The sequence below is a fragment of the Salmonella sp. SSDFZ69 genome (assembly GCF_004010755.1).
In the GTDB taxonomy this organism is placed as follows: domain Bacteria; phylum Pseudomonadota; class Gammaproteobacteria; order Enterobacterales; family Enterobacteriaceae; genus Salmonella; species Salmonella enterica.
On record NZ_CP034831.1, the window covers coordinates 3,278,382 to 3,303,779 of the forward strand.

Here is a 25,398-nt window from a genome sequence, read left to right on the forward strand (position 1 = left end):
CCTATCCTTTTACTATTTGTTGTCCAAGCCAGAACCCCAGCAGCGTATCCGCGCCAGAGGTGTGCCCCAGCGCCAGCAGTCCGTCAATCGCCGTTTCTGTGCGAGCATCTCGTCGCAGCGCATGAATAAAGTGGAGTAAAGGCGACGCGAAATAACCCATAGCCGCATAGCGTAAATAGCTGACGCTCACGAGCGTCGTCGCCCGATCAAGGCTGCCGGATTGGGCAAAAAAATTACGCCCGGCGCGTTCATCTATGGCGCCAAAATACCAGGCCGCCAGCAACATTCCCGTCAGCGTGTCGTCATGACTGGGCGTTAAGCCCGGCCCTTTACCCAGCCATAGCCGCCAGTCAGTCGCAGCACCTGCAAGCGCCGACTGAAAGCAGTGACAAAACTGGCGAAGTTCCGGACATAGAGGCTGGGCTGCGGCGACGGTTAACGGCCCAAACAGTCCCGTCTCCTCACTACGCTGCATGTACGTCGCGTTAAGACGCGGCGACGCAAGATAGCGTGGAACCCGCAGCGAACAGCGCCTCTCCGGCTCGCATAAAAGAAACTCGCCAATCTGAATACCGGCAGCGGTTGACTGCGGTTTTTCGCCATCGGTGAGCACATCGCGCAAGGCGTCAAAATCGCCGCCGCGCAGTATCCACCCTCCCGGACTGAAGCCGCTCCCCCGACGGTGAAGTGTTAATAACTCACCGCTTTTCGCCACAAAATTAATAGAGCGACGCCATACCCCTGACATCTGCCAGGGTTGCCGATAATCCGCCGATTGTCGGCTTGCCATAAGAGGATGGATACGTTTCATGAGACGCTCTCTTAACTTACGCCCATGCTTTCCGCCAGCGCTTCCAGCGCCTGCTCGAAACAGGCCAGCGGCGCACGGACGGTTCCCGCGCCAATCTGTCCAATCCCCGCTTCTTTATGCGCGATACCCGTGTTAATCAGCGGCGTAATTCCGGTCTCGACCACGCGGCGGATATCCAGTCCCAGACAGGCCCCCTGAAAATCCCAGCCGGGGATTTGTAGCTGCATGTTGCGTTCGAGATAAATTTCAGCCATCTCTTCAGAAACAGATTTCGCCGCTTCCATTCCCCCGGCACCGACAAAACGCGTTACGCCAGGCGCGGCAATCATCGCAGCGCCGCCAATACCAAACGTTTCAGTAATGGCGCTGTCGCCCATGTCCGGGTTGGCCTGATCCTGCGAAAAACCGGTAAAAAATAGCCCCTGCGGCGTATTAACAGGCGCGGTGAACCAACGGTCGCCCAGACCGCTAACCCGAATGCCAAACATATCGCCATTACGGGTCATCGCCGTCACAATACTGCCGGCGCGAATCTGCGCGCCCGCGTCCATGGCGGCTTTACAGTAGGCCATCGCCAGATTAAGGAAGAATTGATCGGTGACGCTCAGAAAATCCATCACTTCCGCTATCTGCTGCTTATCGTGTTCCAGACGGACGATATGCGGCGCCAACGTGCGCATCAGCAATGCGGAAGAGGCGATATTGCGCTGGTGGAATTCATCTCCCATCGTAATGCCCTGCGCCATCATTGCGGTCAGGTCGAGCCCCCGCTCCAGACGTCCCAGCGCCGCGCTTAATACCGGCATCAGCACATCACGCATCCAGCGCAAACGTTGCTGAACATCCTCGCCATAGGCACCGAAACGCATCACTTTGCCGATCCCTTCGTTGAGATTGCAGTACGCGCGATTGCCGTCGGTGATATTTTCCACGACCAGCATCGGCATACTGGCTGACGTGATACCGCCCATCGGCCCCACGGCGTTAACGTGATGGCAGGGAATAAAGTTGACCTTTCCCTGCTCTAACAGCGCGAGCGCGCTCATTTCATCTTTGGCCCATCCTTCAAACAGGCATGCGCCGATACAGGCGCCTTTCATCGGGCCGGTCATCTCTTGCCAGCGCATCGGCGGGCCGGCATGAAGAAGCGTTTTCCCCTGATTGAGCACGCTAATTAATGAAGAAGCTGGCTTCACATCCAGCCAGTGCGGACGTGCGCGACGAATTTGTTCGATGACTGCAGCGTTGGCTTGCGCCACTGATGTAAACATGGGAACCCCTTATTGCAAACGTTCTAACAGACGAGCCAGTTTTTTATTACCGCCAGCAACAGGCGCCCACTGGTAGTGCACCACGGGCATACCGGCAGCCTGTAAATCCAGCGCGAAGCTACGTAACCCGGCATTAATCACCGCTACCGCTTCCAGTAACCGGGGAGCTGATGGATGAGTGGAAGAGAGAGTGGGTCGAATCAGTTCCGCGGCCAACAGAGTGGCTTCGGGAAGAGAATCCACTACCGTGATGCCGGCATCTTCGAGCGCGGCGATTTGTTGCGAGCGGCACTGAGGATCGCGTTCCGTTCCGGTGACGGTTGCGATGGCGAACAGCGGCTGGTCGCCGGCGCGTGCGGCGCATGCCTTCTGCCAGGCCTGAATCAGCGATGCGGCGGGATCGGCGGTCGCGCCAAAACCAATAACGACGTCCACTAATAACACGCGTACCTGCGGCTGCGCGCCAAGCCCGGCGATAAGCTGATTACGTAACGCCGGGTCAATCATCGGATGTGGTCGCCCAACGGTATAAAAGTCATCGCCCAGATCGATAATCTGGTGGCCGTCAGCGTCAAGCATCATGCCATGGTGATGTTCCGTATCCGCCGCGACGCCCAGATAGCCGGCCAGCAGCCCCGCCGCTTCCGCCGCCAGCGTTCCGCCGGTATAGAGGCCACGAATCACGCCGCCTGTTGAAACCATTTCTTTACGCTGCGACGTCACGCGAGACAATAAACATGCCAGGCGGGCGGCTTCATCCAGCGTCGAGGCAAACCAGACGTTTTCCTCACGCGCAACGGGGGAGGAAAACCCTAAGAACAGCGCTACAACAGGTTTGCCGGTGGCTTTCATCGCCGCGATAATATGCTGGCGAACCGCATCGGCAGGCGGTTTGGAGACAAAGGCCAGCACCTGGCTCTTTTCATCCGCGCTGAGTATGTCCAGTGCCGTTAGCGCGCTGATCCCGCCGACCTCGGCGCTCAAATCGCGTCCGCCAAGCCCGATGGCATGGGTAATCCCTTCCCCCGCCAGCGCAATCTGTGAACAGAGCTCCTGAATACCGGTGCCGGAAGCGCCAATCACCCCGATGTTGCCCTCTGGCATGACGTTAGCGAAAGCCAGCGGCGTATTGGCGATCATAGCGGTGCCGCAATCCGGCCCCATGACCAGCAGTCCTTTATCACGCGCCCGGCGTTTTAGTCTGATTTCATCGTCCAGCGTGACATTATCGGAGAAGATCATCACGTTCAACGAACGATCCAGCGCCTGCTCTGCCAGTTCCGCCGCATATTCGCCGGCCACCGATACCAGCGCCAGATTCGCCTCTGGCAGTTTCTGACAGGCGCTTTCCCAGCGTCTGACCTGGATTAACGACTGGCTGCCGCTGCTTCCCTGCGCCAACTGCTGCAATGCTTCTTCGAGCTGTTGCACAATCACCTGCGTAATGCCGTCATCTACCGCTTCGGTACGAATCGCCACGCAAATGTCATTGGGCGTAGCGCCATGAAAATCGTCATGCCAGAAACCGGTAGTTTCCAGCAGCGACTTATTCGCAGGCGTTCCCATCATTACCGATACATCATCAACATTTTCGGACTCACTCAGCTTTCGAGAAATAATCATTAAGCTGACAGAGTCCTGAAAACACCCTTTTTTAATAAAGGCGTGGATCATAACAACTCCTTAATAATTGCACCCATTGCAATTGCACGAGCAGTGTTAATGTGCGCTTCACGGTATATATCCGGGAGGGTAAATAGAGTGATTAACGTCACATCAAATTTATTAACAAAAGAATTCAAACAACGGCTAAAGGATTAGTTATGATTTTCTAAAAAAGCTTTTTATTTAAGCAAAAAGATAAAACCCGCCTGATTATCAAATAAATTCTAATTATATTTTTTTGCCTGTCTGGATCACATAATCATTTTATTTTCCCGGTATGTTAATCGCAGTCATGCTTCACACCGTCGTTAAAAAGGAAGACAGATGAAAATCAGTCGGGAAACACTCCATCAGCTTATCGAAAATAAGCTTTATAAAGCCGGACTAAAACGTGAGCACGCCGCCATCGTCGCCGACGTACTGGTTTATGCAGATGCCAGAGGTATTCACTCACATGGCGCCGTACGCGTTGAATATTATGCCGAACGAATTTCAAAAGGCGGCACCAACCGGGAGCCGACGTTCCGCATTGAGAATACCGGTCCCTGTACGGCGATACTGCATGCCGATAATGCTGCCGGACAGGTCGCAGCCAAAATGGGAATGGAGCATGCTATTGAAATAGCCAAAAAAAATGGCGTCGCGGTTGTCGGCATTAGCAGAATGGGCCATAGCGGCGCCATCTCTTATTTCGTCCGCCAGGCTGCTCGCGAAGGCCTGATTGGTCTGTCTATCTGTCAGTCCGATCCTATGGTCGTGCCGTTTGGCGGGGCGGATATTTACTATGGCACTAATCCGCTGGCCTTTGCCGCGCCGGGCGAAGGCGATGACATCATTACCTTTGATATGGCCACCACCGTGCAGGCCTGGGGAAAAGTCCTCGATGCACGGTCTCGCAATGAGTCCATTCCGGAGAGTTGGGCCGTCGATAAAAACGGCGCGCCGACACATGATCCTTTTGCCGTCAATGCGTTATTACCCGCCGCAGGCCCGAAAGGTTACGGCCTGATGATGATGATCGATATTTTGTCCGGCATTCTGCTGGGGCTGCCGTTTGGCCGCCAGGTCAGTTCGATGTATGAAGATTTACACGCCGGACGCAATTTAGGACAACTTCATCTGGTCATTAATCCGGCGTTCTTTTCTTCCTGTGAATTATTCCGCAAACATATTAGTCAGACTATGCAGGAACTCAATTCCGTGAAGCCCGCTCCCGGTTTTAAACAGGTTTATTATCCTGGACAGGATCAGGATATTAAACAGAAAAATGCCGATATGAATGGCATCGATATTGTTGATGATATTTATCAATATCTTATTTCCGATGCCCTCTATCTCAAGTCATACGAAACAAAAAATCCCTTTGCCCAATAATTATTGAAACAGGAATTTTCTATGATAAAGCATTTTCGCCACGCGATAGAAGAAACATTGCCCTGGCTCTCTTCCATTGGAGCCGATCCTACGGGTGGAATGACGCGTTTACTTTATTCGCCTGAGTGGCTGGAAACACAGCAGCAGTTTAAAAAGCGAATGGCAGAAAGCGGTCTGGAAACACGCTTTGATGACGTCGGAAATTTATATGGCCGCCTTTGCGGCACACAATTTCCGGAGCAGGTGATTTTAAGCGGTTCGCATATTGATACGGTCGTCAACGGCGGCAATCTGGACGGGCAATTTGGCGCGCTTGCCGCCTGGCTGGCGCTCGACTGGCTAAAAGCGACCTACGGCGCGCCGCTGCGCACCGTCGAGGTAGTATCAATGGCTGAGGAAGAAGGCAGCCGTTTCCCTTACGTTTTTTGGGGCAGCAAGAACATTTTTGGCCTGGCGAATCCTGAAGAGGTACGCCATATCCAGGACGCCAAAGGCACAGGCTTTGTCGACGCTATGCAGGCGTGCGGATTTACCCTTCCCGCCGCGCCGCTCGCCGCGCGAACCGATATCCGCGCCTTTGTTGAATTGCATATTGAGCAAGGCTGTGTTCTGGAGAGCAACGGACAGTCGATTGGCGTCGTCAACGCCATCGTCGGGCAACGTCGCTACACGGTGACGCTCAACGGCGAGTCCAACCATGCAGGCACAACGCCAATGGGCTATCGTCGCGATACGGTGCATGCCTTCAGTCGTATTTGCAGTCAGTCCATTGAAAAAGCCAAACAGCATGGCGATCCCCTGGTATTAACGTTCGGCAAAGTTGAGCCGCAGCCGAATACGGTCAATGTTGTCCCTGGAAAAACCACATTTACAATCGATTGCCGGCATACGGACGCCGCGGTACTTCGCGAATTTACCGAACAGTTGGAAAACGATATGCGCGCCATCTGCGATGAAATGGATATCAGCATCGATATCGATTTGTGGATGGACGAAGCGCCGGTGCCGATGAACGCCGAACTGGTCGCGGCCCTCACCAGGCTGTGTGAAACCGAACAACTGAACTATCGCATAATGCATAGCGGCGCAGGTCATGACGCGCAAATTTTCGCGCCGCGCGTCCCTACCTGTATGATTTTCGTCCCCAGCATTAATGGTATCAGCCATAACCCGGCGGAACGTACCAACATTAATGACCTTGCTGAAGGGGTCAAAACTCTGGCATTAATGCTGCATCAACTTGCCTGGCAAAAATAAGGAGCCATCAATGGGATATCTGAATAACGTCACGGGTTACCGCGATGATTTACTGGCGAACCGCGCCATTGTGAAACACGGTAACTATGCGCTCTTAACGCCGGACGGTCTGGTGAAAAATATTATTCCCGGCTTTGAAAACTGTGACGTCACCATCCTTTCGACGCCGAAGCTGGGTGCTTCTTTCGTCGATTATCTGGTCACCTTACATCAGAATGGCGGCAACCAGCAGGGCTTTGGCGGCGAGGGGATTGAAACTTTTCTCTATGTCATTACGGGAAATATTGAAGCTAAAGCAGAAGGAAAAACATTCTCTTTAACTCAGGGCGGATACCTCTATTGTCCACCGGGCGAGATGATGACTTTTAGCAACGCTCAAACGGAAGACAGCCAGCTATTTTTATATAAACGCCGCTATACTCCTGTCGAGGGGCATGCCCCGTGGTTGGTTTCCGGCAACGCCAGCCAGCTGGAGCGTATTCATTATGAAGGCATGGAAGATGTTATTCTGCTGGATTTCCTGCCTAAAGAGCTGGGCTTCGATATGAATATGCATATTCTGTCGTTCGAACCGGGCGCCAGCCACGGCTATATTGAAACCCACGTCCAGGAACATGGCGCTTATATCCTTTCCGGCCAGGGGGTTTATAACCTCGACAACAACTGGGTGCCGGTGAAAAAAGGCGACTACATCTTCATGGGCGCTTATTCCCTGCAGGCCGGATACGGTGTAGGTCGTGGCGAAGCATTCAGCTACATCTACTCCAAAGACTGTAACCGCGACGTTATGATTTAACGGCGGGCAGCCCTCCTGATTATTTTTAATTTAGCTATGTTGGATTTTGCCACGGTGAGAACCGTGGCTTTTTTTATGCTTAACGAGTCCCGATATTCTGGCCAAGTTTGATGACGCGGGCAATATTACAGGCGCTGTGGTAGAGATTTTGTTCACCGTTCGCCAGAACTTCCGGCAAAGGCGCCAGCCGCGGCAAAATACTGAATACGGCATCAATACCGTGGCGATGGACCACTTCCACGCCGTCGCCCAGTACGCCGGCAATGCCGATAACCGGGACGTGATGCCGTTTCGCCACTGACGCGACGCCTATCGGCGCTTTTCCTCCCGCCGTTTGCGAGTCGATTCGCCCTTCTCCGGTAATCACCAGCGAGGCCTCTTTTACCGCCTCCTCCAGCTTCACCGCCTGCATAACAATCTCAATACCGGGCTTCATTTCCGCTTCCAGGAAGACGATAGCAGCAATCCCCATTCCTCCGGCCGCTCCACCGCCCGGTATTTGAGACATGTCGCGTCCGGTCAGGGCATGTAAAACACGGGCATAATTACGTAATCCATTTTCCAGCGTCTCAACCATTTCAGGCGTCGCCCCTTTCTGCGGACCGAATACCGCCGCCGCGCCGCGTGGCCCCACCAACGGGTTATCAACATCACAGGCGACCTCAATACGACACTCTGAAATTCGCGGATCGCACGCCTGCAGGTCAATGCTCGCCAGGCGCGATAAATTGCCCCCTCCGGCGCCAAGCGGCGTTCCCTGCGCGTCCAGAAAACGCACACCGAGCGCCTGCGCTACTCCCATTCCGCCATCCACCGTGGCGCTGCCGCCGATACCCAGAATAATATGGCGAATCCCCGCGTCCAGGGCGTGACGAATCAATTCGCCGGTGCCGAAACTGGATGCCAGCAGCGGATTACGCGCCTCGGGCGCCACCAGCATCAATCCGCTCGCCGCCGCCATTTCAATAATCGCCGTTTTGCCGTCGCCGGTCAGGCCATAAAATCCGTTTACTTTTTCCCCCATCGGCCCGCTAACGTCCACAGAAACCCGTTTCCCGCCGGTCGCAGCCACCATTGCGTCCACGGTTCCTTCTCCGCCATCGGCGATCGGTAAACAAACATAGCGCGCATCAGGAAATACGGTTGAAAATCCCGCTTTAATAGCCTGACAGCATTTATCAGCGCTTAAGCTCTCTTTAAATGAATCTGGCGCAATTACAATCTTCATCATGTCTCCTTGTTTTCTCACGTTATTTAATGCGTTCCCACGGAATAAGATTTTCCATAAGCACTGCCAGTAAGATTCCCACCAGTAATCCGTTGCTAAGCAAAGGACGAATCATCAGTGGAAGATCCTGTAAATAGACCGGAGGAAGCCCCATCAAAAAAATGCCGACAAAAAGCGGTAATGCCAGGCGATAAATATTCCGTGCGGTAAACGTAATTTGCTGGCTAAAAACCAAACCGGAATAAAGTAAAGGTAAATAAGAGACCAGCATAACGGCGCTGCTGATCGCCAGTGGAATAGCGCAAAATAAGCGGGTTAACGGCGTTATAATGGCAACCAGCAGACACAGCGCGCTACCGCAGATAAAGGATTTGCGAGAACTGTCGCCGGTTTGCGTTAATAAACCAATGGAAGACACAAAAGGCGAAAAAGGCACGACCGCGAAAGGCACCGTCACTAACGTCATCAGTCCGGAAATCATAAAGCTTCGGCGATAACGAGAACTGCCCGACCCTTGATGCAGATAAAAGATATCGGTACCGCGGATGGCGCCGTAAGTGTTGCTGATGTTGACTAACCCCGTCATCACCGCCGTCACAATAATACCCGGCATCAGCGTGCCGTGGCTGCCCAGCGGAAACCATCGCCAGCTTAATTCACCCAGCGGTAAGTGTGATGAAGGAAAGCATAACCGCCATAGCCCCCACCCGACCACGGTCCCTACCAGTAACGCGTAACGGGAGATACGCTGCTGCAGGAAAATAATCATCGCGAGGATAAAACACATCACCGCGACCGCCAGCCCAAAGGGGGCCAATTTGATTCTGGCGCTGGTATCGGCAATGCCAAAAGGCAGCCCCAGCATGCCTTTAAAAAATATTGAGGTCAGCTGCGCGCCCAAAAGCAGCATGAAAAAAACCATTACCGCCGGCGTAAACAGGCGAGCCAGACGGTGTCCTAAGCCGCTAATGCCGATAAATATCGTCACCATCGCGGAGATCGCAATCCCGACCGACAGGCTGGAGGCGATATCGTTCAGCGGCGTGCCGCGAGACGCCTCGCCAAGCGTAATCGTAAGAATAGCGCCCCACCACAACCCTGTCGGCCCTTCCATAATGGCGCGACGATGGCCGCAAAATGCCTGAACCAGGCAGGCCAACGCGGTGGTCAAAAAAGCGTATTGTGTGAGCATTAACAGGTTATCAGCGGGAAGATGAAAAGCGGACAGCAAGGTAGGGGGAACCACAACCGTGTTACAGAAAATAAAGAAAAACCACTGAAAGCCGGACAATACACTTTCGCGGTTAATAACAGGGAACATATCCACACCTTAAAATAGAGAATGCCCGTCGTGACGACGGGCATTAAATCACACCGGATTACTGCTGATGTTTAAGGATAAACTGACCTTTTGGCGGCACAGGGAAGCCATGCTCGATGTCATAAATAACATCGCCGCGCAAAATCGTTTTGGTAATACGCGCGCCAATAGTACGGCCAACATACGGACTGACTTTATGGCGATATTCCAGATCTTCATTTTTCAGAACATAGCTGCTGTCAGGCTGAATAAAGACCAGGTCAGCATCTTTGCCGGGGGCAATACGTCCTTTATGTTTCAGACCAAAAATATCGGCGGCGTTGGTCGCCATTAATTTGCCAAACATCGGCAACGACATACCGCGTTTTTGCACCGCTTCATCAAACATGACGTCCATGCAGTTTTGCAGTCCGGCAATTCCGCCCCATGCTTGCATGATATTGCCTGCTTTCATTTCCGGAGGGCATGGAGAGTGGTCGGATACCAGGCAGTCGATTTCGCCGTTAAACAGTTTTTCCCACATCCCTTTCTGGTTTTCCTGGTCGCGAATTGGCGGAGAACATTTTGCCAGGGTGCCAATCTCTTCGAACTGATCAGTATCGAGGACAAAATAGTGCGGGCATGATTCACAGGTGACATCCTGACCTTCCTGACGCGCGCGCGTTACTTCCTCTACCCCCTCCGGGCTGCTGATATGGCAAACGTGCAGACGGCAACCTGCCGCTTTCGCCAGATACAGCACGCGACGAATGGCTTCCACTTCAGTAAATACCGGACGTGAGGCGACATAATCATGCGCCGTTACGCGTCCTTCGCGTTTAGCTTCCTCGCCCAGCTCATCGCAAATCAGAGCATTTTCGCAATGTACCAGTACCGTCTGGTCCATTTCCCCCAGTTTTTGCGCGCCTTTGTAAAACTGCCAGTCATTAACGTCGCGAAAATCATTATCGATGCCACGATCGCCGCAGGTGGCGACAAAGCACTTGAAGCCGACAACGCCCACTTCGTCCAGCTCATGCAGCCGATCCAGGTTATAAGAAACCAAACCGCCCAACTGCGCGGCGTCGATGGTCAATTTACCTTTTGCCGCGTCAAACTTGAGTTCAATCGTCTCACGATCGACCGTCGCTGGCAGCTGATTGAGCGGCATCTCAATCATCGTGGTAATACCGCCTTTCGCCGCCGCGCGGGTACCGGTTTCATAGCCTTCCCAGTGGGTACGGCCCGGTTCAGAAATGTGGGTATGCGCGTCAACCATGCCCGGCGAAACGATCAATCCCGTCGCATCCAGCACATTTTTCGCTTCCCCCAGGTTTTCGCCAATCGCGGCGATTTTTCCGCCCTGGACGGCGATATCGATAACTCTCGCTTCGTTTTCTAAGATGACAGTACCGTTCTTAATAATTAAATCAAAAGACATAACAAACTCCTTGTATGGATACAGATAGTTTTTAAATAGCGCACACTTCATTAAATACGCTTAATGCTTTTTCAATATTTAACCTACGAGTTTTTGCTCTCCTGTATTTTCAAAACGCGTGCGTTTCTTCAATAGCGCATAAGCAACGAACGCAACTATTACGCCTACAAACCAGGACACGCGGGATAAAGGCTCCATAAATGGTATAAACTTGCCGCCTAATGACAGAATGACTGCGACCAGGGTGACTGAAAATGCAGTCAGGTTAAATCCATTATCATAATATTTGTAATCACCGCTGGCGGTGTACAGCTCATCAAGATTAATTTTTCCACGCATTACCACAAAATAATGAGCTAACATTACGCCGATTACCGGGCCAAGCATACCGCCGATAATATCGAGGAACAGATAAATACTGTCCTGATTCTCCATTAATTTCCATGGGCAAATCAGTAGACTGATAATACTGGCAATCATTACGCCATTTTTATAGTTAAGCTTTGTCGGGGCAAGCGCCGCAATTTGATACCCCGCAGGTATAATATTACCGGTGGCGTTGGTTGAAATTGTCGTCATCAGAATCACCAGCACCGCAAAGAATGAAGCAAACAGACTGTCCCAGCGCTGCACAATATCCAGCACGTTCCAGGTATCCATACCATAATGAATACTGGCTCCGGCAATAATGCACACGCTGGCTACGGCGAATAATATATACGCTACGATAAGCCCCAATGTTTGTCCCAATGCCTGAGCGCGAAATGAATGCGCGTTTTGCGTGAAATCGGACGCGCTCACCGCTGGCGCAGCCCAGACGGCGACTACGGCGTTAATCACCACCAGGAACAGAAAGCCGCTGTGCTCTGCTTTTTGCACGCCTGAAGGCAGATAGTCCAGAATCGGGCCAATGCCAACCAGCGATATTGCCCAAATAGCCATGCCGCCAAAGACAATGTAAATACATGGATTGAGGATAGCGGTAAATTTATTTAATACTTTACCACCGCCAAAACCGATGCCAACGTTAATAATCCAAAAAATTAGAAAAGTAATTAGTCCTGGCAGTGAAAGACCCAGCAGCTTGAAATCTCCGCCTAATGTCAGAAATCCTGGCCAGATCTTCCCAATCAAAATAAGAAATGCCAGCGATCCCGCGTAACATTGTAAGCCGAACCACATAATTGCCGCGATTCCCCCTCGCAATAATCCAGGGAATAGCGCGCCGCGGACGCCGTAAGAACCTCGCAATATCATAGCAAAAGGAACACCATATTTGCTGCCTGCCGCGCCATTCATTACCATCGCCGCCGCAATAAATAATGCGCTGATAATAATGGCCAACATGATATTAAATGTTGATAGCCCCAGTATAAAAAAACCGCCGACCATAACGTAATTTGGCACGTTATGTACAGATCCCATCCATAAGGTGAAATAGTTAAATGCCTTCCAGTTTCGTTGGGTTTCTGTTTTAGGTAATAAGTCTTCGCTATAACCGCGCTGCTGGTATAGCTCTCTTTGATGTTCCATAAATCCCTCTTTTCACGCATCGGATAACGTTGTTATGGGTTTAGCTATGAGGAACAAATAAATATAAAATAAAGAAACAGTAGATATAATTATTTTTAAGCTGAAGCAATACGTTGCGTTGCTTTCTTTTTATATAAAGTGACGACAGCAAAGATCAGCGTTCCGGTGACCACTAAACATGCTGAAATCACAAAACTGATCTCCTTCGACCCCGTTACATCCGAAATAAATCCGGTCAACGTTGGAGCGACAACCGCTGAACTCATGCCAAAGAAGTTAAAAAGGCTGAAAGCTCTTCCCAGACTTTTTGCCGAAGCCTGTTCAGATACAAAGGAGATCAGGATCGGGTCTACCGCCATTTTCCCCAGCAAGCCGTATAGCGTCAGGCTGACCATCAGCATCGTGGTATTCGGGGACAAAACCGTAAACGCCAACATTGCTGCCGCCACAATTTCCAGACCGAGAATAACCTTAACTTTACTGTTACGGAATTTATCTGACAGATGGCTAAAAAATAACGCCCCCGGTACGCCAACCACCGCCACCAGCGCTGATGCCAGCCCGATAGCTCCGCCATCAAATCCTCTTTCAGTCTGTAGATAAGAGGGCAGCCAGGTCACTATCAAATAGTAACCGTAGCAGGTACAGAAATAGAGGAAGTAAACGCTACACAATAAACCAGAGAATAAAGGCGCGCGTTTCTCATCTTCCGTAACGGTTTGGGTTTGCTTTTCCGCTTGCGCAGAGTCGCTTTTGGCTTTACCGCGAATGATCAGCGTAAAGACGCACAGCATGATTACTAATATCGCGGCCACGATATACAGTACATTCTGCCAGGCCATGCTCATGTTTTTTACTAATACGCTGGAACCGATTAAGCCAATCCCCATCCCTATAGCCGACCCGCTGTTGATAATCGCGTTGGCTAATGCCCGACGGGCCTGCGGCACGTTTGCCGAAGAGAGTGAATAAGCCGAGCTAAAGAAAGAAGCGCATCCGCCACCTGCCATTAGCGACCCTATATAGATCATGGTCAGGCCATTGGCTTTCGCGATACAGAGTGTACCAATAATAAAAAGCGTAAATCCGGCCATCAGCATGATTTTTTGACCGAATTTATCGACCAATATTCCGCAAGGGATTTGCATACTGCAGTAAGCAAAAAAGTAAAAACTTGCAATGGCGCCTATTTCAGCATTACTTACATTGTCTAAAGATGCCTGAATTTCTGGATAAATTGGCGTAAGCACGGTGCGATAGATCCAAATCGCTACCCAGCCCAGACTCATTACGACAACAATTTGTTTCCAGTAATCAATTCCGGATTTTTTAGTTTCACTCATGTTCTTCACCTTTACAGAGTGTTCCTTGTGAACAGGTATCGCTGCAGCCGCAGCGATACACATAATTAGGACAATTTATGATTGGCCATTAATTCCAGCGCCTGTACCATTGCCGAATGATCAAGCTGGCTCCCGCCATTTGCCGCACAGGTATTGAATAATTCCTGGCAGGTCGCCGTATTCGGTAAATTCAGCGCCAGCGCTTTTGCGCTTTGCAATGCAAGATTAAGGTCTTTCTGATGAAGCGCGATTTTGAAACCAGGCTCGAACGTCCGGTTGATCATCCGCTCGCCGTGAACTTCCAGAATGCGTGAAGAGGCGAACCCGCCCATTAACGCCTGGCGCACGCGTACCGGATCGGCACCTGCTTTTGAAGCAAACACTAAGGCTTCAGAAACCGCTTCAATATTCAGCGCAACAATAATTTGGTTAGCCACCTTACAGGTTTGCCCATCCCCATTGCCGCCCACCAGGGTGATATTTTTTCCCAGGATGTCAAAGAGCGGTTTAACGCGGTCAAAGACTTTCTGCTCGCCGCCAACCATAATCGACAGAGTGCCTTCACGCGCCCCGATTTCTCCCCCGGAAACCGGGGCATCCAGGTAATCAGCGCCCATTTCATTAACGCGCTGGGCAAAACGTTTGGTTTCGATAGGAGAAATAGAACTCATATCGACGATGGTTTTTCCCTGAAGCGATGTTTTAGCGCAACCGTGTTCGCCAAATAACACCTCTTCAACCTGCGGCGTATCCGGCACCATTATGAAGATAATGTCTGCAAATTCAGTTACCTGACGTGCAGTCTCAACATTTACCGCCCCCAGCGAGAGCAGTTCGTCCGCGACCGGACCAATAGTCGTAACGTGTAATTGATGACCGGCGCGTGCCAAATTGATAGCCATTGGCGAGCCCATAATTCCCAGGCCAATAAATCCCAGTTTCATATACAACCTCTTTTATTGCTTTCGGTGTTTCCAGATTCAGGCAACACAATCCCCTTCCAACACAGTGGAAAAAAAAAGCGCTGCCCGAATTATTCTGCGTTTTAACGGTACTGATTAATCCACGATAATCCCGCTTCCGTGGTAGTCAGTGGTTTATATTCACAGCCAACCCAGCCATCATAACCAGACTGTTTAATGACATTAAAAATAAAGTCATAATTAATTTCCCCGGTCCCCGGCTCGCCGCGACGCGGGTTATCAGCAATCTGTAAATGGCCTATTTTATCGGCCCATGCCGTCATGGTTTGCGTTAATTCCCCTTCCATGCGTTGCATGTGATAAATATCATACTGAATTTTGATATTATCGCTGCCGATATCCTTAATTAAGGCTAACGCCTGTTGAGTGCCGGTGAGATGGAATCCCGGCATATCAAAGTGATTAATAGGTTCGATAAGTAATAAAATGTCTTCTTTCGCCAGCATATTTGCCGCATAGCGCAGGTTTTCGACCAACGTGTCGTGGATCTCCGTTGCGGAGAATCCTGACGGCGTTTTACCCACCAGACAATTTATTTTCTTATTGCCTAACGCACGTGCATAGCGGATTGCGGCCGCTACGCCATCGCGAAACTCTTCTTCGCGCCCAGGAATACAGGCAATTCCACGTTCGCCAGCCGCCCAGTCGCCAGCCGGTAAATTATGTAACGTATGTTCCAGATTATTATCCCTGAGCTTACATTTTAACACTTCGATGTCGTTATCGTAGGGAAACATGAATTCCACGCCGCGAAATCCCGACAACGCCGCTTTATCAAAGCGTTCCAGGAAATCATATTCCGTAAACAGCATAGAAAGATTGGCAGAGAAACGTAACATCGATTACCTCCCTTACTCATATTTCATAAAACAGGTTTCTGTTGGCGCATCTTTCGCACTATCCGCAATCTCTTCAAACTCGGTTACGTTATCCAGTTCGCTGCCCATGGAAATATTGGTTACGCGTTCCAGAATGACTTCCACCACCACCGGAACGCGATATTGCGCCATTAGCGCTTTGGCTTGTTCAAATGCAGGCGCAATATCTTCCGGTTTAAAGACACGAATTGCTTTACAGCCTAACCCTTCCGCCACTTTTACATGGTCAACGCCATAGCCATTCACTTCGCTGGAGTTGATATTTTCAAAGGCGAGCTGTACGCAGTAGTCCATGTCAAATGCGCGTTGCGACTGGCGAATCAGGCCAAGATAAGCGTTGTTAACCAGCACATGGATATACGGAATGTTAAACTGCGCGCCGACGGCTAACTCTTCGATCAGGAACTGGAAGTCGAAATCGCCGGAAATCGCCACCACATTGCGTTGCGGATCGGCAGCACAAACCCCTAATGCCGCCGGGATTGTCCAGCCAAGAGGCCCCGCCTGGCCGCAGTTGATCCAGTGTCTGTCTTTAAACACATGCAGCATCTGCGCTGCCGCGATTTGCGACAATCCAATGGTGGTGACATAGCACACATCGCGACCAAAGGCTTTGTTCATCTCTTCATAGACGCGCTGCGGCTTCACTGGCACGTTGTCAAAGTGGGTTTTACGCAGCAAAGTCCGTTTACGCTGCTGGCATTCGTCCACCCAGGTCTTCCGGCATGGCAAACGCCCCGCTTTTTGCATCTCCTGCGCGACATCGATCAGCAACGTTAGCGCCGCTTTGGCGTCCGAAACGATGCCCAGATCCGGGCACAACACGCGGCCAATTTGCGTCGGTTCAATATCGATATGGATGATTTTTCGCCCCTGAGTATATTTCTCAACGGACCCCGTATGACGGTTGGCGAAACGGTTACCGATGCCAAAAACCATATCGGATGCCAGCAGAGTGGCGTTGCCGTAGCGGTGCGCCGTTTGCAGGCCGACCATCCCCGCCATTAGGGGGTGATCGTCCGGGATACAGCCCCAGCCCATCAGGGTAGGGATCACCGGTACATTGGTCAGTTCGGCAAACTGCTGCAGCAGTGGCGCGGCGTCGGCGTTAATAACCCCGCCGCCCGCGACAATTACCGGACGCTCGGACTGAATCAGCATCTCCAGCGCCTTTTCAATCTGTACGCGGCTGGCGGCTGGCTTATATACCGGCAGCGGCTCATACATATCCGGATCGAATTCGATTTCCGCAACCTGGACATCAAACGGTAAATCAACCAGCACAGGACCTGGGCGGCCTGAGCGCATCAGATGAAAAGCCTGCTGTAATACGCGCGGCACCAGCGCCGCCTCACGAACCGTCACTGCCATCTTGCTGACTGGTTTTGCAATCGCTTCAATATCGACTGCCTGGAAATCTTCCTTGTGCAGACGCGCTCGTGGCGCCTGACCAGTAATGCATAAAATCGGGATAGAGTCGGCAGAAGCGGAATAGAGCGCGGTGATCATGTCGGTTCCCGCCGGGCCGGAAGTGCCCAGGCAAACCCCAATATTACCTGCCGCCGCACGTGTGTAGCCCTCAGCCATATGCGAAGCGCCTTCCACATGACGCGCCAGTATATGGCGAATGCCTCCATGCTTACGCATTGCAGAATAGAAGGGGTTGATTGCAGCCCCAGGAACGCCGAATGCTGTGGTGATACCTTCTTTTTCCAGCACATACATTGCCGCATCCACGGCTCTCATTTTTGCCATTTTATTGCTACCTCTTTTTATTGGAAAAAGTTTCCAACTTTTAAAAATTTTAAAAAAGTCCCGCTCCAGCGAGCGGGATGCGGCTCAGGCTACAGGGGGTTTTAGCCCAAGCGCCGTACTGATGTCTTTCGCGGTATCCCGTACCAGTTCCCCCTGGCTGATAAAGCGATCTTCCGTCAGCCGGGAAGCCGGTCCCGATATTGAGATAGCGGCGACCACGCTGCCCGCATCGTCATAGATAGCGGAGGCGATACAATTCAGCCCGACAACATGTTCTTCCTGGTCGACGGTGTAGCCCTGTTCACGCGCCTGCTCCAGATTTTTAAGCAGGATAGGTAAATCCACCAGAGTGGTCGGCGTAAACCGCCGCAAACCGGTATTGACGACGATCCCCACCAGCTCTTCTTCGGTGAGCGGGTAAAGCAGCGCTTTTCCGGCGCCGGAAGCATGTAACGGCAGACGACTCCCTAAGGGCGCGCACATTCTGACCATCGATTTGCACTCCTTTTGACCGATTAACACCGCTTCATTACCGTTGCGAATCGCTACGTTGACCGTCTCGCCAGAAAGCAGCATAAGTCGGTGCATAAAGGGTCCGGCCACCGAGAGGACATCGCGATTATGAATATACGCAGAGCCCACATTAAATACGCCTAAACCAATATGCCACCAGCCAAGCTGGCTATCCTGGTACACAAAATCAGCCGCTTGCAGTACCTTTAACAGGCGAAACGTCGTAGAAAGCGGTAAATCCAGGCTGCCGGAAATATCGCTAACTGATGAACTGCCGCCGCTTCTTTCGAGATATTGCAATATCGCTATGCCCCTCTCCAGCGCCTGAGCGCCTTTCTGCGCAGTCGGCTCTGCCTGTCCTGGCCTGCCGCGTCGTCTTACTTCCGTCATATTTACGTTAACTCCGGCCCAAAATATGAGCATAAACAATGAACAATATGTTCATCTTATGCAAGAAGGCCAATAGCGTCACGCAAAACAGAGTTCATGTGTCGGGATACTTTCAACATCACAGTTATCGCTGCCGCCGCGATCCACCGTCAGAAAATCGGTAACCGTCTGCCACGCAAACAGCGGGTGATGCCATACATTACGGTGATAATTGACGCCCTGCCGTCCATTGCTAATAAACGCCCGCAGCGTGGAGAGATCGGGTTTATCATCGCCGAGCGCGACAATAACGACAAAAGCCTCGCCGTTCATCGGCACAAACGCCTGCGTACCTAAAGGATGACGTTCCAGTTCATGTACCACAATAGGCATCGCGGCCGGTTGCGCCCTGTTAATACTGATCAGCGTGCGATCCTGCTCCAGAACTTCAACCTTCGCCAGGTCGTGATATCGCTCAACTAACCCGTTGTTTATATGAAAAAAGTCACGTTCCTGCGTCTCAATAACATCGCCATAAGCGCTGAACGTCTTCTGATCTAACGGTAATACCTCAAGTTTCATTATTTTTCCCTTGTAGCTCGATTCCGTTTAACCGCGGTTTGGACTCTGTCCGGTTTCAATACCATGCAATCTAAAACCTTCGGGATTTAACATCAACATAAAAGTTGGAATATTTTTCCAAAAGTAGATTTAGACCACAAATCAAACATGGCTATTATGTAAAACTACTTAAAAATCATAGGAAAACAATTCTGGTTTTATCAGGATCGTAAGGAGGCGTCTGACGATGTTTGACCCGGAAACACTGCGTACCTTTATCAGCGTTGCCGAAACGGGGAGTTTCTCCAAAGCGGCGGAGCGCCTGTGTAAAACCACGGCAACCATTAGCTACCGCATCAAACTGCTGGAGGAAAATACCGGCGTAGGGCTGTTCTTTCGTACAACGCGAAGCGTCTCGTTGACGGCGGCGGGCTCTCACCTTCTCTCTCAGGCAAAAGACTGGCTTGCGTGGCTGGACAGCATGCCTGACGAGCTACGCCAGGTTAACGACGGCGTAGAGCGTCAGGTCAATATTGTGGTGAATAACCTGCTCTATAGCCCGCAAGCGGTCGCCAGTCTCTTATCGTGGCTTAATGCGCGTTACCCTTTCACTCAGTTTCACTTTTCCCGGCAAATTTATATGGGCGTCTGGGATTCGCTCCTGTATGAAGGTTTTTCGCTGGCGATTGGCGTAACTGGCACCGAGCCGTTGGCTAATACCTTTATGCTCGACCCTTTAGGTTCCGTACAATGGCGTTTTGTAATGTCCGCGGATCATCCTTTAGCTCACGTCAGCGGGCCTCTAACAGAAGCGCAGTTGCGCCGTTTCCCGGCAATTAATATCGAAGACAGCGCGCGTACGCTGACCAAACGGGTAGCCTGGCGCCTTCCGGGGCAGAAGGAAATTATCGTGCCTGATATGGAAACCAAAATCGCCGCTCATCTGGCAGGCGTCGGTATCGGTTTTGTCCCGCAGCCGCTTTGTCAAACGCTGATCGACAAAAACGAACTGGTAAGCTGTACCATCCCGACGATGCGTCCGCCCTCACCGTTAAGCCTCGCCTGGCATAAATTTGGCGGAGGCAAAGCGGTAGAAGACATTGTGAAATTATTTACCCAACGGCAACCCGAAATAGCCGGTTTTTTATCCATTTTCAACACGGTACGCTGTTAAAAATCAAGCCACTTTGCGAATTGGCGCGTAAAATAACGCAAAGGATGATTTAAGGTTACGTTTTACGTTATGCAAGACAGACAAAAAGCACAGGACTATCGCGCGCTCCTCCTTGCCGATACGCCTTTAATTGATGTACGCGCGCCGATTGAGTTTGAACAGGGCGCCATGCCGGGCGCTATCAACCTGCCATTGATGATGGATGACGAGCGGGCCGCCGTCGGCACCTGCTACAAACGTCAGGGCGCGGATGCGGCGTTAGCGCTGGGGCATCGGCTGGTTTGCGGCGACATTCGCCAGCAGCGGCTTGAGGCCTGGAAAGCCGCGTATCAACGTTTCCCCAACGGGTATCTGTGCTGCGCGCGCGGCGGTCAGCGGTCACATATCGTACAACGTTGGCTGCAAGAAACAGGGATTGACTGCCCGCTTATTGAAGGCGGCTATAAAGCGCTGCGCCAGACGGCAATTCAGGCGACCTGGCAACTGGCGCAAAAACCGATACTTTTAATTGGCGGCTGTACGGGCAGCGGCAAAACGCAACTGGTGCGACAACAGCCCAACGGCGTGGATCTGGAAGGTCTCGCGCGTCATCGCGGCTCCTCTTTTGGCCGCACGCTGAACCCCCAGCTCAGCCAGGCCAGTTTTGAAAACAAACTTGCCGTTGAATTGCTGAAAATTAACGCGCGTCAGACGCTAAAAAGGTGGGTACTGGAAGATGAAGGGCGAACGATCGGCGCCAACCATCTGCCTGAGTGTTTACGCGAAAGAATGGCGCAGGCCCCCATTGCGGTAGTGGAAGATCCGTTTGCGCTTCGTCTGGAACGACTGCGTGAAGAGTATTTCATCCGTATGCATCACGACTTCACCCACGCCTACGGCGATGAAGCCGGTTGGCAAGCGTATAGTGAATATCTTCATCATGGACTGTTCGCTATTCGCCGCCGTCTGGGGTTGCAACGCTTTGCCGAACTGACGGACACGCTGGATAGGGCGCTGGCGGAACAATTATCCAGCGGCAGCACCGACGGCCATATGGCATGGCTGGTTCCGCTACTTAACGAATATTACGACCCAATGTATCGCTATCAACTGGAGAAAAAAGCCGCGAATATCGTTTTTCGCGGCCCATGGCAAGACGTTGCCAACTGGCTAAAAGCGCAATAGCTTACTTTTATTGCCGGCTGACGCTACATTGAGCCGGCTTAGTGTCTGTCGCGCTTGTCGGCACGTTTTGCCAGCCAGTCGCCCAGCATCTGAACGACCTGAACCAGCACAATCAGCGCCACTACGGTAACAACCATCACTTCGGTTTCGTAACGGTAGTAGCCATAGCGAATCGCCAGGTCGCCTACCCCGCCGCCGCCGACAATCCCGGCCATCGCCGAGTAACCGATTAAGCTTACCAATGTAATCGTCAGGCCGCGCAGCAGCCCTGCGCTGGCTTCCGGCAACAGTACGGTACAGATAATACGCATCGGACTAGCGCCGAATGCCAGCGCCGCCTCAATAATCCCTTTATCGACTTCACGGAGCGCGCTATCTACCAGGCGTGCATAAAACGCGATTGCGGCCACCGACAGCGGGACGGAGGCCGCAATCGGGCCTATCGTATTGCCCAGCAAAAGCTGCGTTAGCGGCAGTAACAGCACCAGTAAAATAACAAATGGCACCGAGCGGATAATATTCACCAGAACCGAGGCGACGAGATAAATAAAACGGTTCTGCCAGAACAGATGACGATCGGTGACAAAAATCAGAAAACCGAGCGGTAGACCGCCAAGAATCGCCAGCACCGTTGAAATACTCAACATCTGGAAAGTTTCATTGAACGCCAGCGTTAAATCCGGCAATAAATCATCCACGGATCACCTCCACCTGTGCGGTACGTTGACGGATATGCTCCACGGCGGCGGCCACCGCCGTTGGATTATGCGGCGCGGTTAATTGCACCACCAGAATGCCCAACGCGCGTTCGCCGATATACTCAATCTTGCCATGCAGGATATTGACCGCGACGCCAAACTTGATCGCCACCTCCGACAGTACCGGCTGCTCCGCCGAATCGCCGATAAACAAAATTTTCAGCAACTGCCCGGGCAGGTGTTCCCGTAAACGCTCCGGCAGGGTCAAATTAAGGGTATGAGACACCAGTTGCTGTGTGAAAGCGTGTTGCGGGTGGGCAAACACATCAAACACCTCGCCCGATTCCACAACCTTACCGCCCGACATCACCGCCACGCGATCGCAAATAGATTTGATCACGTTCATTTCATGGGTGATCAGCACAATAGTAATCCCGAGCTGTGCGTTGATCTGTCTGAGCAGAGCCAGAATCGTGGCGGAAGTTTCCAGATCCAAAGCGGAAGTCGGTTCGTCACACAGCAAAACATCCGGATGGTTAGCGATAGCGCGCGCTATCCCCACCCGCTGTTTTTGCCCGCCGCTGAGCTGTACCGGAAAACGGTTCGCTTTATCGGCAAGGCCCACCAGCGTTAAAATTTCCGCCACCCGTGGCGCGATTTTGCTGCGTTCCCAGCCAGCCGCTTTCAGGCTAAACGCAACGTTTTGCGCCACTGTCCGGGTATGCATTAAGTTAAAATGCTGGAAAATCATACCAATACGCTGCCGCGCCTGACGTAACGCTTTTCCGTCCAGCGCCGAAATTTCCACGCCGTTGACGTTGACGCGCCCCTGGCTGGGACGCGTTAAGGCGTTCAGGGTACGCAGCAGAGTGCTTTTTCCTGCGCCGCTGGTACCGACAATGCCAAAAATCTCGCCCGCGGCGATATGCAGGCTCACATCATCCACCGCGCGCGTGGGGGTACCGCGACCGGCGGTAAAATCGACGCAGACTTTTTCTATTTCAATCATATTCACCTCAGAAATTGGGGATGGCCACCGCTGCGATCAGGGTGTCGCGGTCATCCATTCCGGTTTCTGGAAGGCGCTATAAATATTCTTTGGATCGTCGATAACCGCGCGATAAGCCGGCGATTTCACCGCCTCGACAATATCTTTGGCAAACGGCTTATCGGCATCTTCACTGCGTACCGCAATGATATTTTTCAGATTCTCATCCAGGTGTTCCTGCTTAATCGCGCTGGAGAGATCGAGTCCTGCCGCCACCGCAAAGTTCCCGTTAACCAGCGCGCCGGTCACGCCATCCAGCGTGCGCGGTAGCTGTGCGGCTTCCAGCGGTTTGAAAACCAGTCCTTTTGGATTGCTGGCGATATCTCGTTCAGAGGCTTTGGTCGGATCGATATTGTCCTTAATCGTGATAAGCCCCAACGATTGCAGGAAGCGAAGGCCGCGCGCCAGGTTGGTCGGATCGTTGGAGAGGGTAATAATGTCCCCTTTTTTAAGCGCATCCAGACTGTTGATTTTACGTGAATAGAAGCCCATCCCGGCGGTCGGTACCACAATAAGTTTGCTGAGCTTCAGCCCTTTGTCAGCGGTGAATTTGTCAAAATAGAGGGTATGTTGAAAGAGGTTGGCGTCAATGCTGCCGTTAGCTAACGCCATATTGGGCTGGACATAGTCGCTAAACTCGCGCACCACGACCTTATACCCTTTTTCTTTTAATGTCGGCGCAATCGCCTGCTTCACCATGTCGCCATACGGCCCTGGCGCGACGCCAAATACGATCGTTTGCGGGGAACTATCGGCATGGGCAAACTGTAATCCGCAGGCCAGTAATAGCGTGCTGGCCGCAATGCGTAAACTCTGACGCAATCCCATAATTTCTCCATTTTAAATAGTGTGATGCTGTGCCGGATGCCGTTCATGCGGCATCGTCTGTTTTGGCCCAAACGAAAGGCTATTTCTTAACATGACACAGATCACAGCCTGCTGTCCTTGAAATTATTTCATGATGTTTCCTGGTGTGTCGTTAAATGTACGAGGCAGGCGCTCAGGCGTGTGTCAGGCGGGAATGGCGTAAAGGGAAATGCCGGATAAGAGGTCTTAACGCCAACATCCGGCAGAGGAAAACGCTTTAGAAATCGTAACGCAGACGCACCAGGTTCATATCGCCCAGATTGTCAGTGCTGGAGGTGAAAACATGTTCATAATCAACGCGGAAACCATAATCCAGTTGGAAGGTGATCCCCACGCCGTTATCGGTGCGCAGATAGTCGCGGCCATTCACATATTCAATGCGGTCGCCCATAAAGTACGGTTGAATAGCTTTCACGGCATACTGACCAATCGGGAAAGCGTAACCGACAAAATATTCCAGACCCCACGCATCGCCGGCAAAGTAATCATTCACAGACACTTTTTTGGTCGTCATAAAGTTCTGATACCAACCGCCGCCTGCGGCGATAGTCCAGTTTTCCGGCGTCCAGCTTAACGCGGTACCGACAATATTTTGATCGTAAGTTTTATTGCCGTTGCCGCGCATCTCCGCACGGGTATAGTTCCATGCCGTCCCCCAGGTCAGATCGTCGGTGAGATGGTAATCCGCGCCTAAAGAACCGCCGCCTTTACGTTTGTAATTCAGGCCGTTATTGGCATTATAATCGTCGCTGAACAGATAAGACGCGTAGAGATCGACATTGCCAATGTTTTTCTTATACTTCAATGACTTACGTGTACGGTAAGAACCATCGTAGTCGCCGTTAATCCCGTTGCCCGGCGCCTGACCTATCATGTCGTAATCCCAGATATCGGTTTTTACGCCCACCACATCGTAATAAATGCTGTTCTGTTGACCGAAGGTCAGCGTTCCCCACGTCGCGCTCTTGAAGCCGGTATACAGCATACGGCGAGTGGTATCAGTCGCGCCCTTCGCATAATGGTTATCCCAGTCAAATACCGCAGGGATATTGACGCCCAGCTCGTAATAGCTAATCCAACTGATATCATCAAACAGATAATAATCCGCGGCGAAGCGGAAACGCGTCCCGCCATCAAAACCATTACGTTTATAACCGTTCGCGCCGTCATTGCCGGTCATATTCTGGAACTGCGGACGAATACTCCCGCCAACGGTGAAATTGAGTCGGCTGAGTGGATTACCCGCCTGGGGATCTTGTTTTAAAACGGTGATTTCCGCCTGAGTGGCGAAAGGCATGAAAGCCACTGCCGCGCCGATCGATGCCGCCAACGCTGTTATTTTAATTGTCATTATATTTTCCTTGATAGA

General features: G+C 51.8%; 22 protein-coding genes. 5 read left to right on the top strand and 17 right to left on the bottom strand.

Annotation, left to right across the window (positions count from 1 at the left end; genetic code table 11):
- Window position 1 precedes the first annotated feature (1 nt).
- Genes EOS98_RS16445 through EOS98_RS16455 form a run of 3 tightly spaced genes read right to left on the bottom strand, consistent with a single transcriptional unit; the run spans window position 2 to window position 3,756 of the window.
- Window positions 2-811: a DUF2877 domain-containing protein gene (locus tag EOS98_RS16445; RefSeq protein ID WP_000821191.1), complete on the bottom strand. Its 810-nt coding sequence runs from the start codon at window positions 809-811 to the stop codon at window positions 2-4.
- An 11-nt stretch (window positions 812-822) separates the two neighbouring features.
- Window positions 823-2,082: a DUF1116 domain-containing protein gene (locus EOS98_RS16450; RefSeq protein WP_000495333.1), complete on the bottom strand. Its 1,260-nt coding sequence runs from the start codon at window positions 2,080-2,082 to the stop codon at window positions 823-825.
- A gap of 9 nt (window positions 2,083-2,091) precedes the next feature.
- Window positions 2,092-3,756: an acyl-CoA synthetase FdrA gene (locus tag EOS98_RS16455; RefSeq protein WP_094947306.1), complete on the bottom strand. Its 1,665-nt coding sequence runs from the start codon at window positions 3,754-3,756 to the stop codon at window positions 2,092-2,094.
- A 315-nt stretch (window positions 3,757-4,071) separates the two neighbouring features.
- On the opposite strand from EOS98_RS16455, the gene allD reads away from it, so the two are divergent.
- From allD to allE, 3 genes are read left to right on the top strand one after another with little or no spacing between them, the layout of a single operon-like run.
- Window positions 4,072-5,121: an ureidoglycolate dehydrogenase AllD gene (gene allD / locus EOS98_RS16460; RefSeq protein ID WP_000703936.1), complete on the top strand. Its 1,050-nt coding sequence runs from the start codon at window positions 4,072-4,074 to the stop codon at window positions 5,119-5,121.
- Between the two features lie 21 nt (window positions 5,122-5,142).
- Window positions 5,143-6,378: an allantoate deiminase gene (allC, locus tag EOS98_RS16465; RefSeq protein ID WP_000589769.1), complete on the top strand. Its 1,236-nt coding sequence runs from the start codon at window positions 5,143-5,145 to the stop codon at window positions 6,376-6,378.
- Window positions 6,379-6,388: 10 nt separating this feature from the next.
- The gene (gene allE / locus EOS98_RS16470; protein ID WP_000540985.1) at window positions 6,389-7,174 is read left to right on the top strand and encodes a (S)-ureidoglycine aminohydrolase; all 786 of its coding nucleotides are present in this window, start codon (window positions 6,389-6,391) and stop codon (window positions 7,172-7,174) included.
- A 79-nt stretch (window positions 7,175-7,253) separates the two neighbouring features.
- Here allE and glxK read toward each other — a convergent pair whose 3' ends face one another.
- From glxK to allA, 10 genes are all read right to left on the bottom strand, one after another.
- Entirely contained in the window at window positions 7,254-8,402 is a 1,149-nt protein-coding gene (glxK, locus tag EOS98_RS16475; protein ID WP_126524436.1) for a glycerate 3-kinase, read from the bottom strand.
- A gap of 22 nt (window positions 8,403-8,424) precedes the next feature.
- The gene (locus tag EOS98_RS16480; RefSeq protein ID WP_000484504.1) at window positions 8,425-9,723 is read right to left on the bottom strand and encodes a uracil/xanthine transporter; all 1,299 of its coding nucleotides are present in this window, start codon (window positions 9,721-9,723) and stop codon (window positions 8,425-8,427) included.
- 58 nt (window positions 9,724-9,781) lie between these two features.
- Window positions 9,782-11,143, bottom strand: a complete 1,362-nt coding sequence (gene allB, locus EOS98_RS16485; RefSeq protein WP_000006865.1) for an allantoinase AllB — start codon at window positions 11,141-11,143, stop codon at window positions 9,782-9,784.
- Window positions 11,144-11,221: 78 nt separating this feature from the next.
- Window positions 11,222-12,676, bottom strand: a complete 1,455-nt coding sequence (locus EOS98_RS16490) for an allantoin transporter (RefSeq protein WP_000401066.1) — start codon at window positions 12,674-12,676, stop codon at window positions 11,222-11,224.
- 95 nt (window positions 12,677-12,771) lie between these two features.
- Complete coding sequence (locus EOS98_RS16495) at window positions 12,772-14,019, bottom strand: MFS transporter (protein ID WP_000005070.1); 1,248 nt, start codon at window positions 14,017-14,019, stop codon at window positions 12,772-12,774.
- A 65-nt stretch (window positions 14,020-14,084) separates the two neighbouring features.
- Window positions 14,085-14,963, bottom strand: a complete 879-nt coding sequence (glxR, locus tag EOS98_RS16500; protein WP_000765815.1) for a 2-hydroxy-3-oxopropionate reductase — start codon at window positions 14,961-14,963, stop codon at window positions 14,085-14,087.
- Between the two features lie 101 nt (window positions 14,964-15,064).
- Window positions 15,065-15,841, bottom strand: coding sequence for a hydroxypyruvate isomerase Gip (gene gip, locus EOS98_RS16505; RefSeq protein WP_126524217.1), 777 nt, complete (start codon window positions 15,839-15,841; stop codon window positions 15,065-15,067).
- A gap of 12 nt (window positions 15,842-15,853) precedes the next feature.
- Window positions 15,854-17,635, bottom strand: coding sequence for a glyoxylate carboligase (gcl, locus tag EOS98_RS16510; RefSeq protein WP_126524218.1), 1,782 nt, complete (start codon window positions 17,633-17,635; stop codon window positions 15,854-15,856).
- An 84-nt stretch (window positions 17,636-17,719) separates the two neighbouring features.
- Window positions 17,720-18,538: an HTH-type transcriptional repressor AllR gene (gene allR / locus EOS98_RS16515; RefSeq protein WP_000141265.1), complete on the bottom strand. Its 819-nt coding sequence runs from the start codon at window positions 18,536-18,538 to the stop codon at window positions 17,720-17,722.
- Window positions 18,539-18,616: 78 nt separating this feature from the next.
- The gene (gene allA, locus EOS98_RS16520; protein ID WP_000764659.1) at window positions 18,617-19,099 is read right to left on the bottom strand and encodes an ureidoglycolate lyase; all 483 of its coding nucleotides are present in this window, start codon (window positions 19,097-19,099) and stop codon (window positions 18,617-18,619) included.
- A gap of 226 nt (window positions 19,100-19,325) precedes the next feature.
- Between allA and allS the strand changes: the two genes are divergently transcribed.
- Together allS and mnmH are read left to right on the top strand one after the other, a co-directional pair.
- Entirely contained in the window at window positions 19,326-20,252 is a 927-nt protein-coding gene (gene allS / locus EOS98_RS16525; protein WP_000460169.1) for an HTH-type transcriptional activator AllS, read from the top strand.
- Window positions 20,253-20,321: 69 nt separating this feature from the next.
- Window positions 20,322-21,416 carry a tRNA 2-selenouridine(34) synthase MnmH gene (gene mnmH, locus EOS98_RS16530; protein ID WP_001154077.1) on the top strand — a complete coding sequence of 365 codons (1,095 nt, stop codon included), beginning with the start codon at window positions 20,322-20,324 and terminating at the stop codon, window positions 21,414-21,416.
- Between the two features lie 38 nt (window positions 21,417-21,454).
- On the opposite strand, the gene EOS98_RS16535 is transcribed toward mnmH, so the two are convergent.
- The 4 genes from EOS98_RS16535 to EOS98_RS16550 form a co-directional block, all read right to left on the bottom strand.
- Window positions 21,455-22,114 carry a methionine ABC transporter permease gene (locus tag EOS98_RS16535; protein ID WP_000342247.1) on the bottom strand — a complete coding sequence of 220 codons (660 nt, stop codon included), beginning with the start codon at window positions 22,112-22,114 and terminating at the stop codon, window positions 21,455-21,457.
- The gene (sfbB, locus tag EOS98_RS16540; RefSeq protein ID WP_000569660.1) at window positions 22,107-23,123 is read right to left on the bottom strand and encodes a virulence-associated ABC transporter ATP-binding protein SfbB; all 1,017 of its coding nucleotides are present in this window, start codon (window positions 23,121-23,123) and stop codon (window positions 22,107-22,109) included. Before sfbB ends, EOS98_RS16535 begins: the two co-directional genes overlap by 8 nt.
- A 36-nt stretch (window positions 23,124-23,159) precedes the next feature.
- Entirely contained in the window at window positions 23,160-23,990 is an 831-nt protein-coding gene (locus EOS98_RS16545; RefSeq protein ID WP_000524317.1) for a MetQ/NlpA family ABC transporter substrate-binding protein, read from the bottom strand.
- 256 nt (window positions 23,991-24,246) lie between these two features.
- Window positions 24,247-25,380, bottom strand: a complete 1,134-nt coding sequence (locus EOS98_RS16550; protein ID WP_021000018.1) for a porin — start codon at window positions 25,378-25,380, stop codon at window positions 24,247-24,249.
- Between the last annotated feature and the right edge of the window lie 18 nt (window positions 25,381-25,398).

Excerpts from the sequence above, each read along its gene's own strand:
- allD (WP_000703936.1), top strand. The coding sequence starts at position 4,072 with ATGAAAATCAGTCGGGAAACACTCCATCAGCTTATCGAAAATAAGCTT.
- EOS98_RS16480 (WP_000484504.1), bottom strand. The coding sequence starts at position 9,723 with ATGTTCCCTGTTATTAACCGCGAAAGTGTATTGTCCGGCTTTCAGTGG.
- EOS98_RS16550 (WP_021000018.1), bottom strand. The coding sequence starts at position 25,380 with ATGACAATTAAAATAACAGCGTTGGCGGCATCGATCGGCGCGGCAGTG.
- glxR (WP_000765815.1), bottom strand. The coding sequence starts at position 14,963 with ATGAAACTGGGATTTATTGGCCTGGGAATTATGGGCTCGCCAATGGCT.
- sfbB (WP_000569660.1), bottom strand. The coding sequence starts at position 23,123 with ATGATTGAAATAGAAAAAGTCTGCGTCGATTTTACCGCCGGTCGCGGT.
- allA (WP_000764659.1), bottom strand. The coding sequence starts at position 19,099 with ATGAAACTTGAGGTATTACCGTTAGATCAGAAGACGTTCAGCGCTTAT.
- EOS98_RS16545 (WP_000524317.1), bottom strand. The coding sequence starts at position 23,990 with ATGGGATTGCGTCAGAGTTTACGCATTGCGGCCAGCACGCTATTACTG.
- EOS98_RS16445 (WP_000821191.1), bottom strand. The coding sequence starts at position 811 with ATGAAACGTATCCATCCTCTTATGGCAAGCCGACAATCGGCGGATTAT.
- glxK (WP_126524436.1), bottom strand. The coding sequence starts at position 8,402 with ATGAAGATTGTAATTGCGCCAGATTCATTTAAAGAGAGCTTAAGCGCT.
- gip (WP_126524217.1), bottom strand. The coding sequence starts at position 15,841 with ATGTTACGTTTCTCTGCCAATCTTTCTATGCTGTTTACGGAATATGAT.
- EOS98_RS16490 (WP_000401066.1), bottom strand. The coding sequence starts at position 12,676 with ATGGAACATCAAAGAGAGCTATACCAGCAGCGCGGTTATAGCGAAGAC.
- EOS98_RS16455 (WP_094947306.1), bottom strand. The coding sequence starts at position 3,756 with ATGATCCACGCCTTTATTAAAAAAGGGTGTTTTCAGGACTCTGTCAGC.
- EOS98_RS16450 (WP_000495333.1), bottom strand. The coding sequence starts at position 2,082 with ATGTTTACATCAGTGGCGCAAGCCAACGCTGCAGTCATCGAACAAATT.
- gcl (WP_126524218.1), bottom strand. The coding sequence starts at position 17,635 with ATGGCAAAAATGAGAGCCGTGGATGCGGCAATGTATGTGCTGGAAAAA.
- allS (WP_000460169.1), top strand. The coding sequence starts at position 19,326 with ATGTTTGACCCGGAAACACTGCGTACCTTTATCAGCGTTGCCGAAACG.
- allC (WP_000589769.1), top strand. The coding sequence starts at position 5,143 with ATGATAAAGCATTTTCGCCACGCGATAGAAGAAACATTGCCCTGGCTC.
- allE (WP_000540985.1), top strand. The coding sequence starts at position 6,389 with ATGGGATATCTGAATAACGTCACGGGTTACCGCGATGATTTACTGGCG.
- EOS98_RS16495 (WP_000005070.1), bottom strand. The coding sequence starts at position 14,019 with ATGAGTGAAACTAAAAAATCCGGAATTGATTACTGGAAACAAATTGTT.
- mnmH (WP_001154077.1), top strand. The coding sequence starts at position 20,322 with ATGCAAGACAGACAAAAAGCACAGGACTATCGCGCGCTCCTCCTTGCC.
- allR (WP_000141265.1), bottom strand. The coding sequence starts at position 18,538 with ATGACGGAAGTAAGACGACGCGGCAGGCCAGGACAGGCAGAGCCGACT.
- allB (WP_000006865.1), bottom strand. The coding sequence starts at position 11,143 with ATGTCTTTTGATTTAATTATTAAGAACGGTACTGTCATCTTAGAAAAC.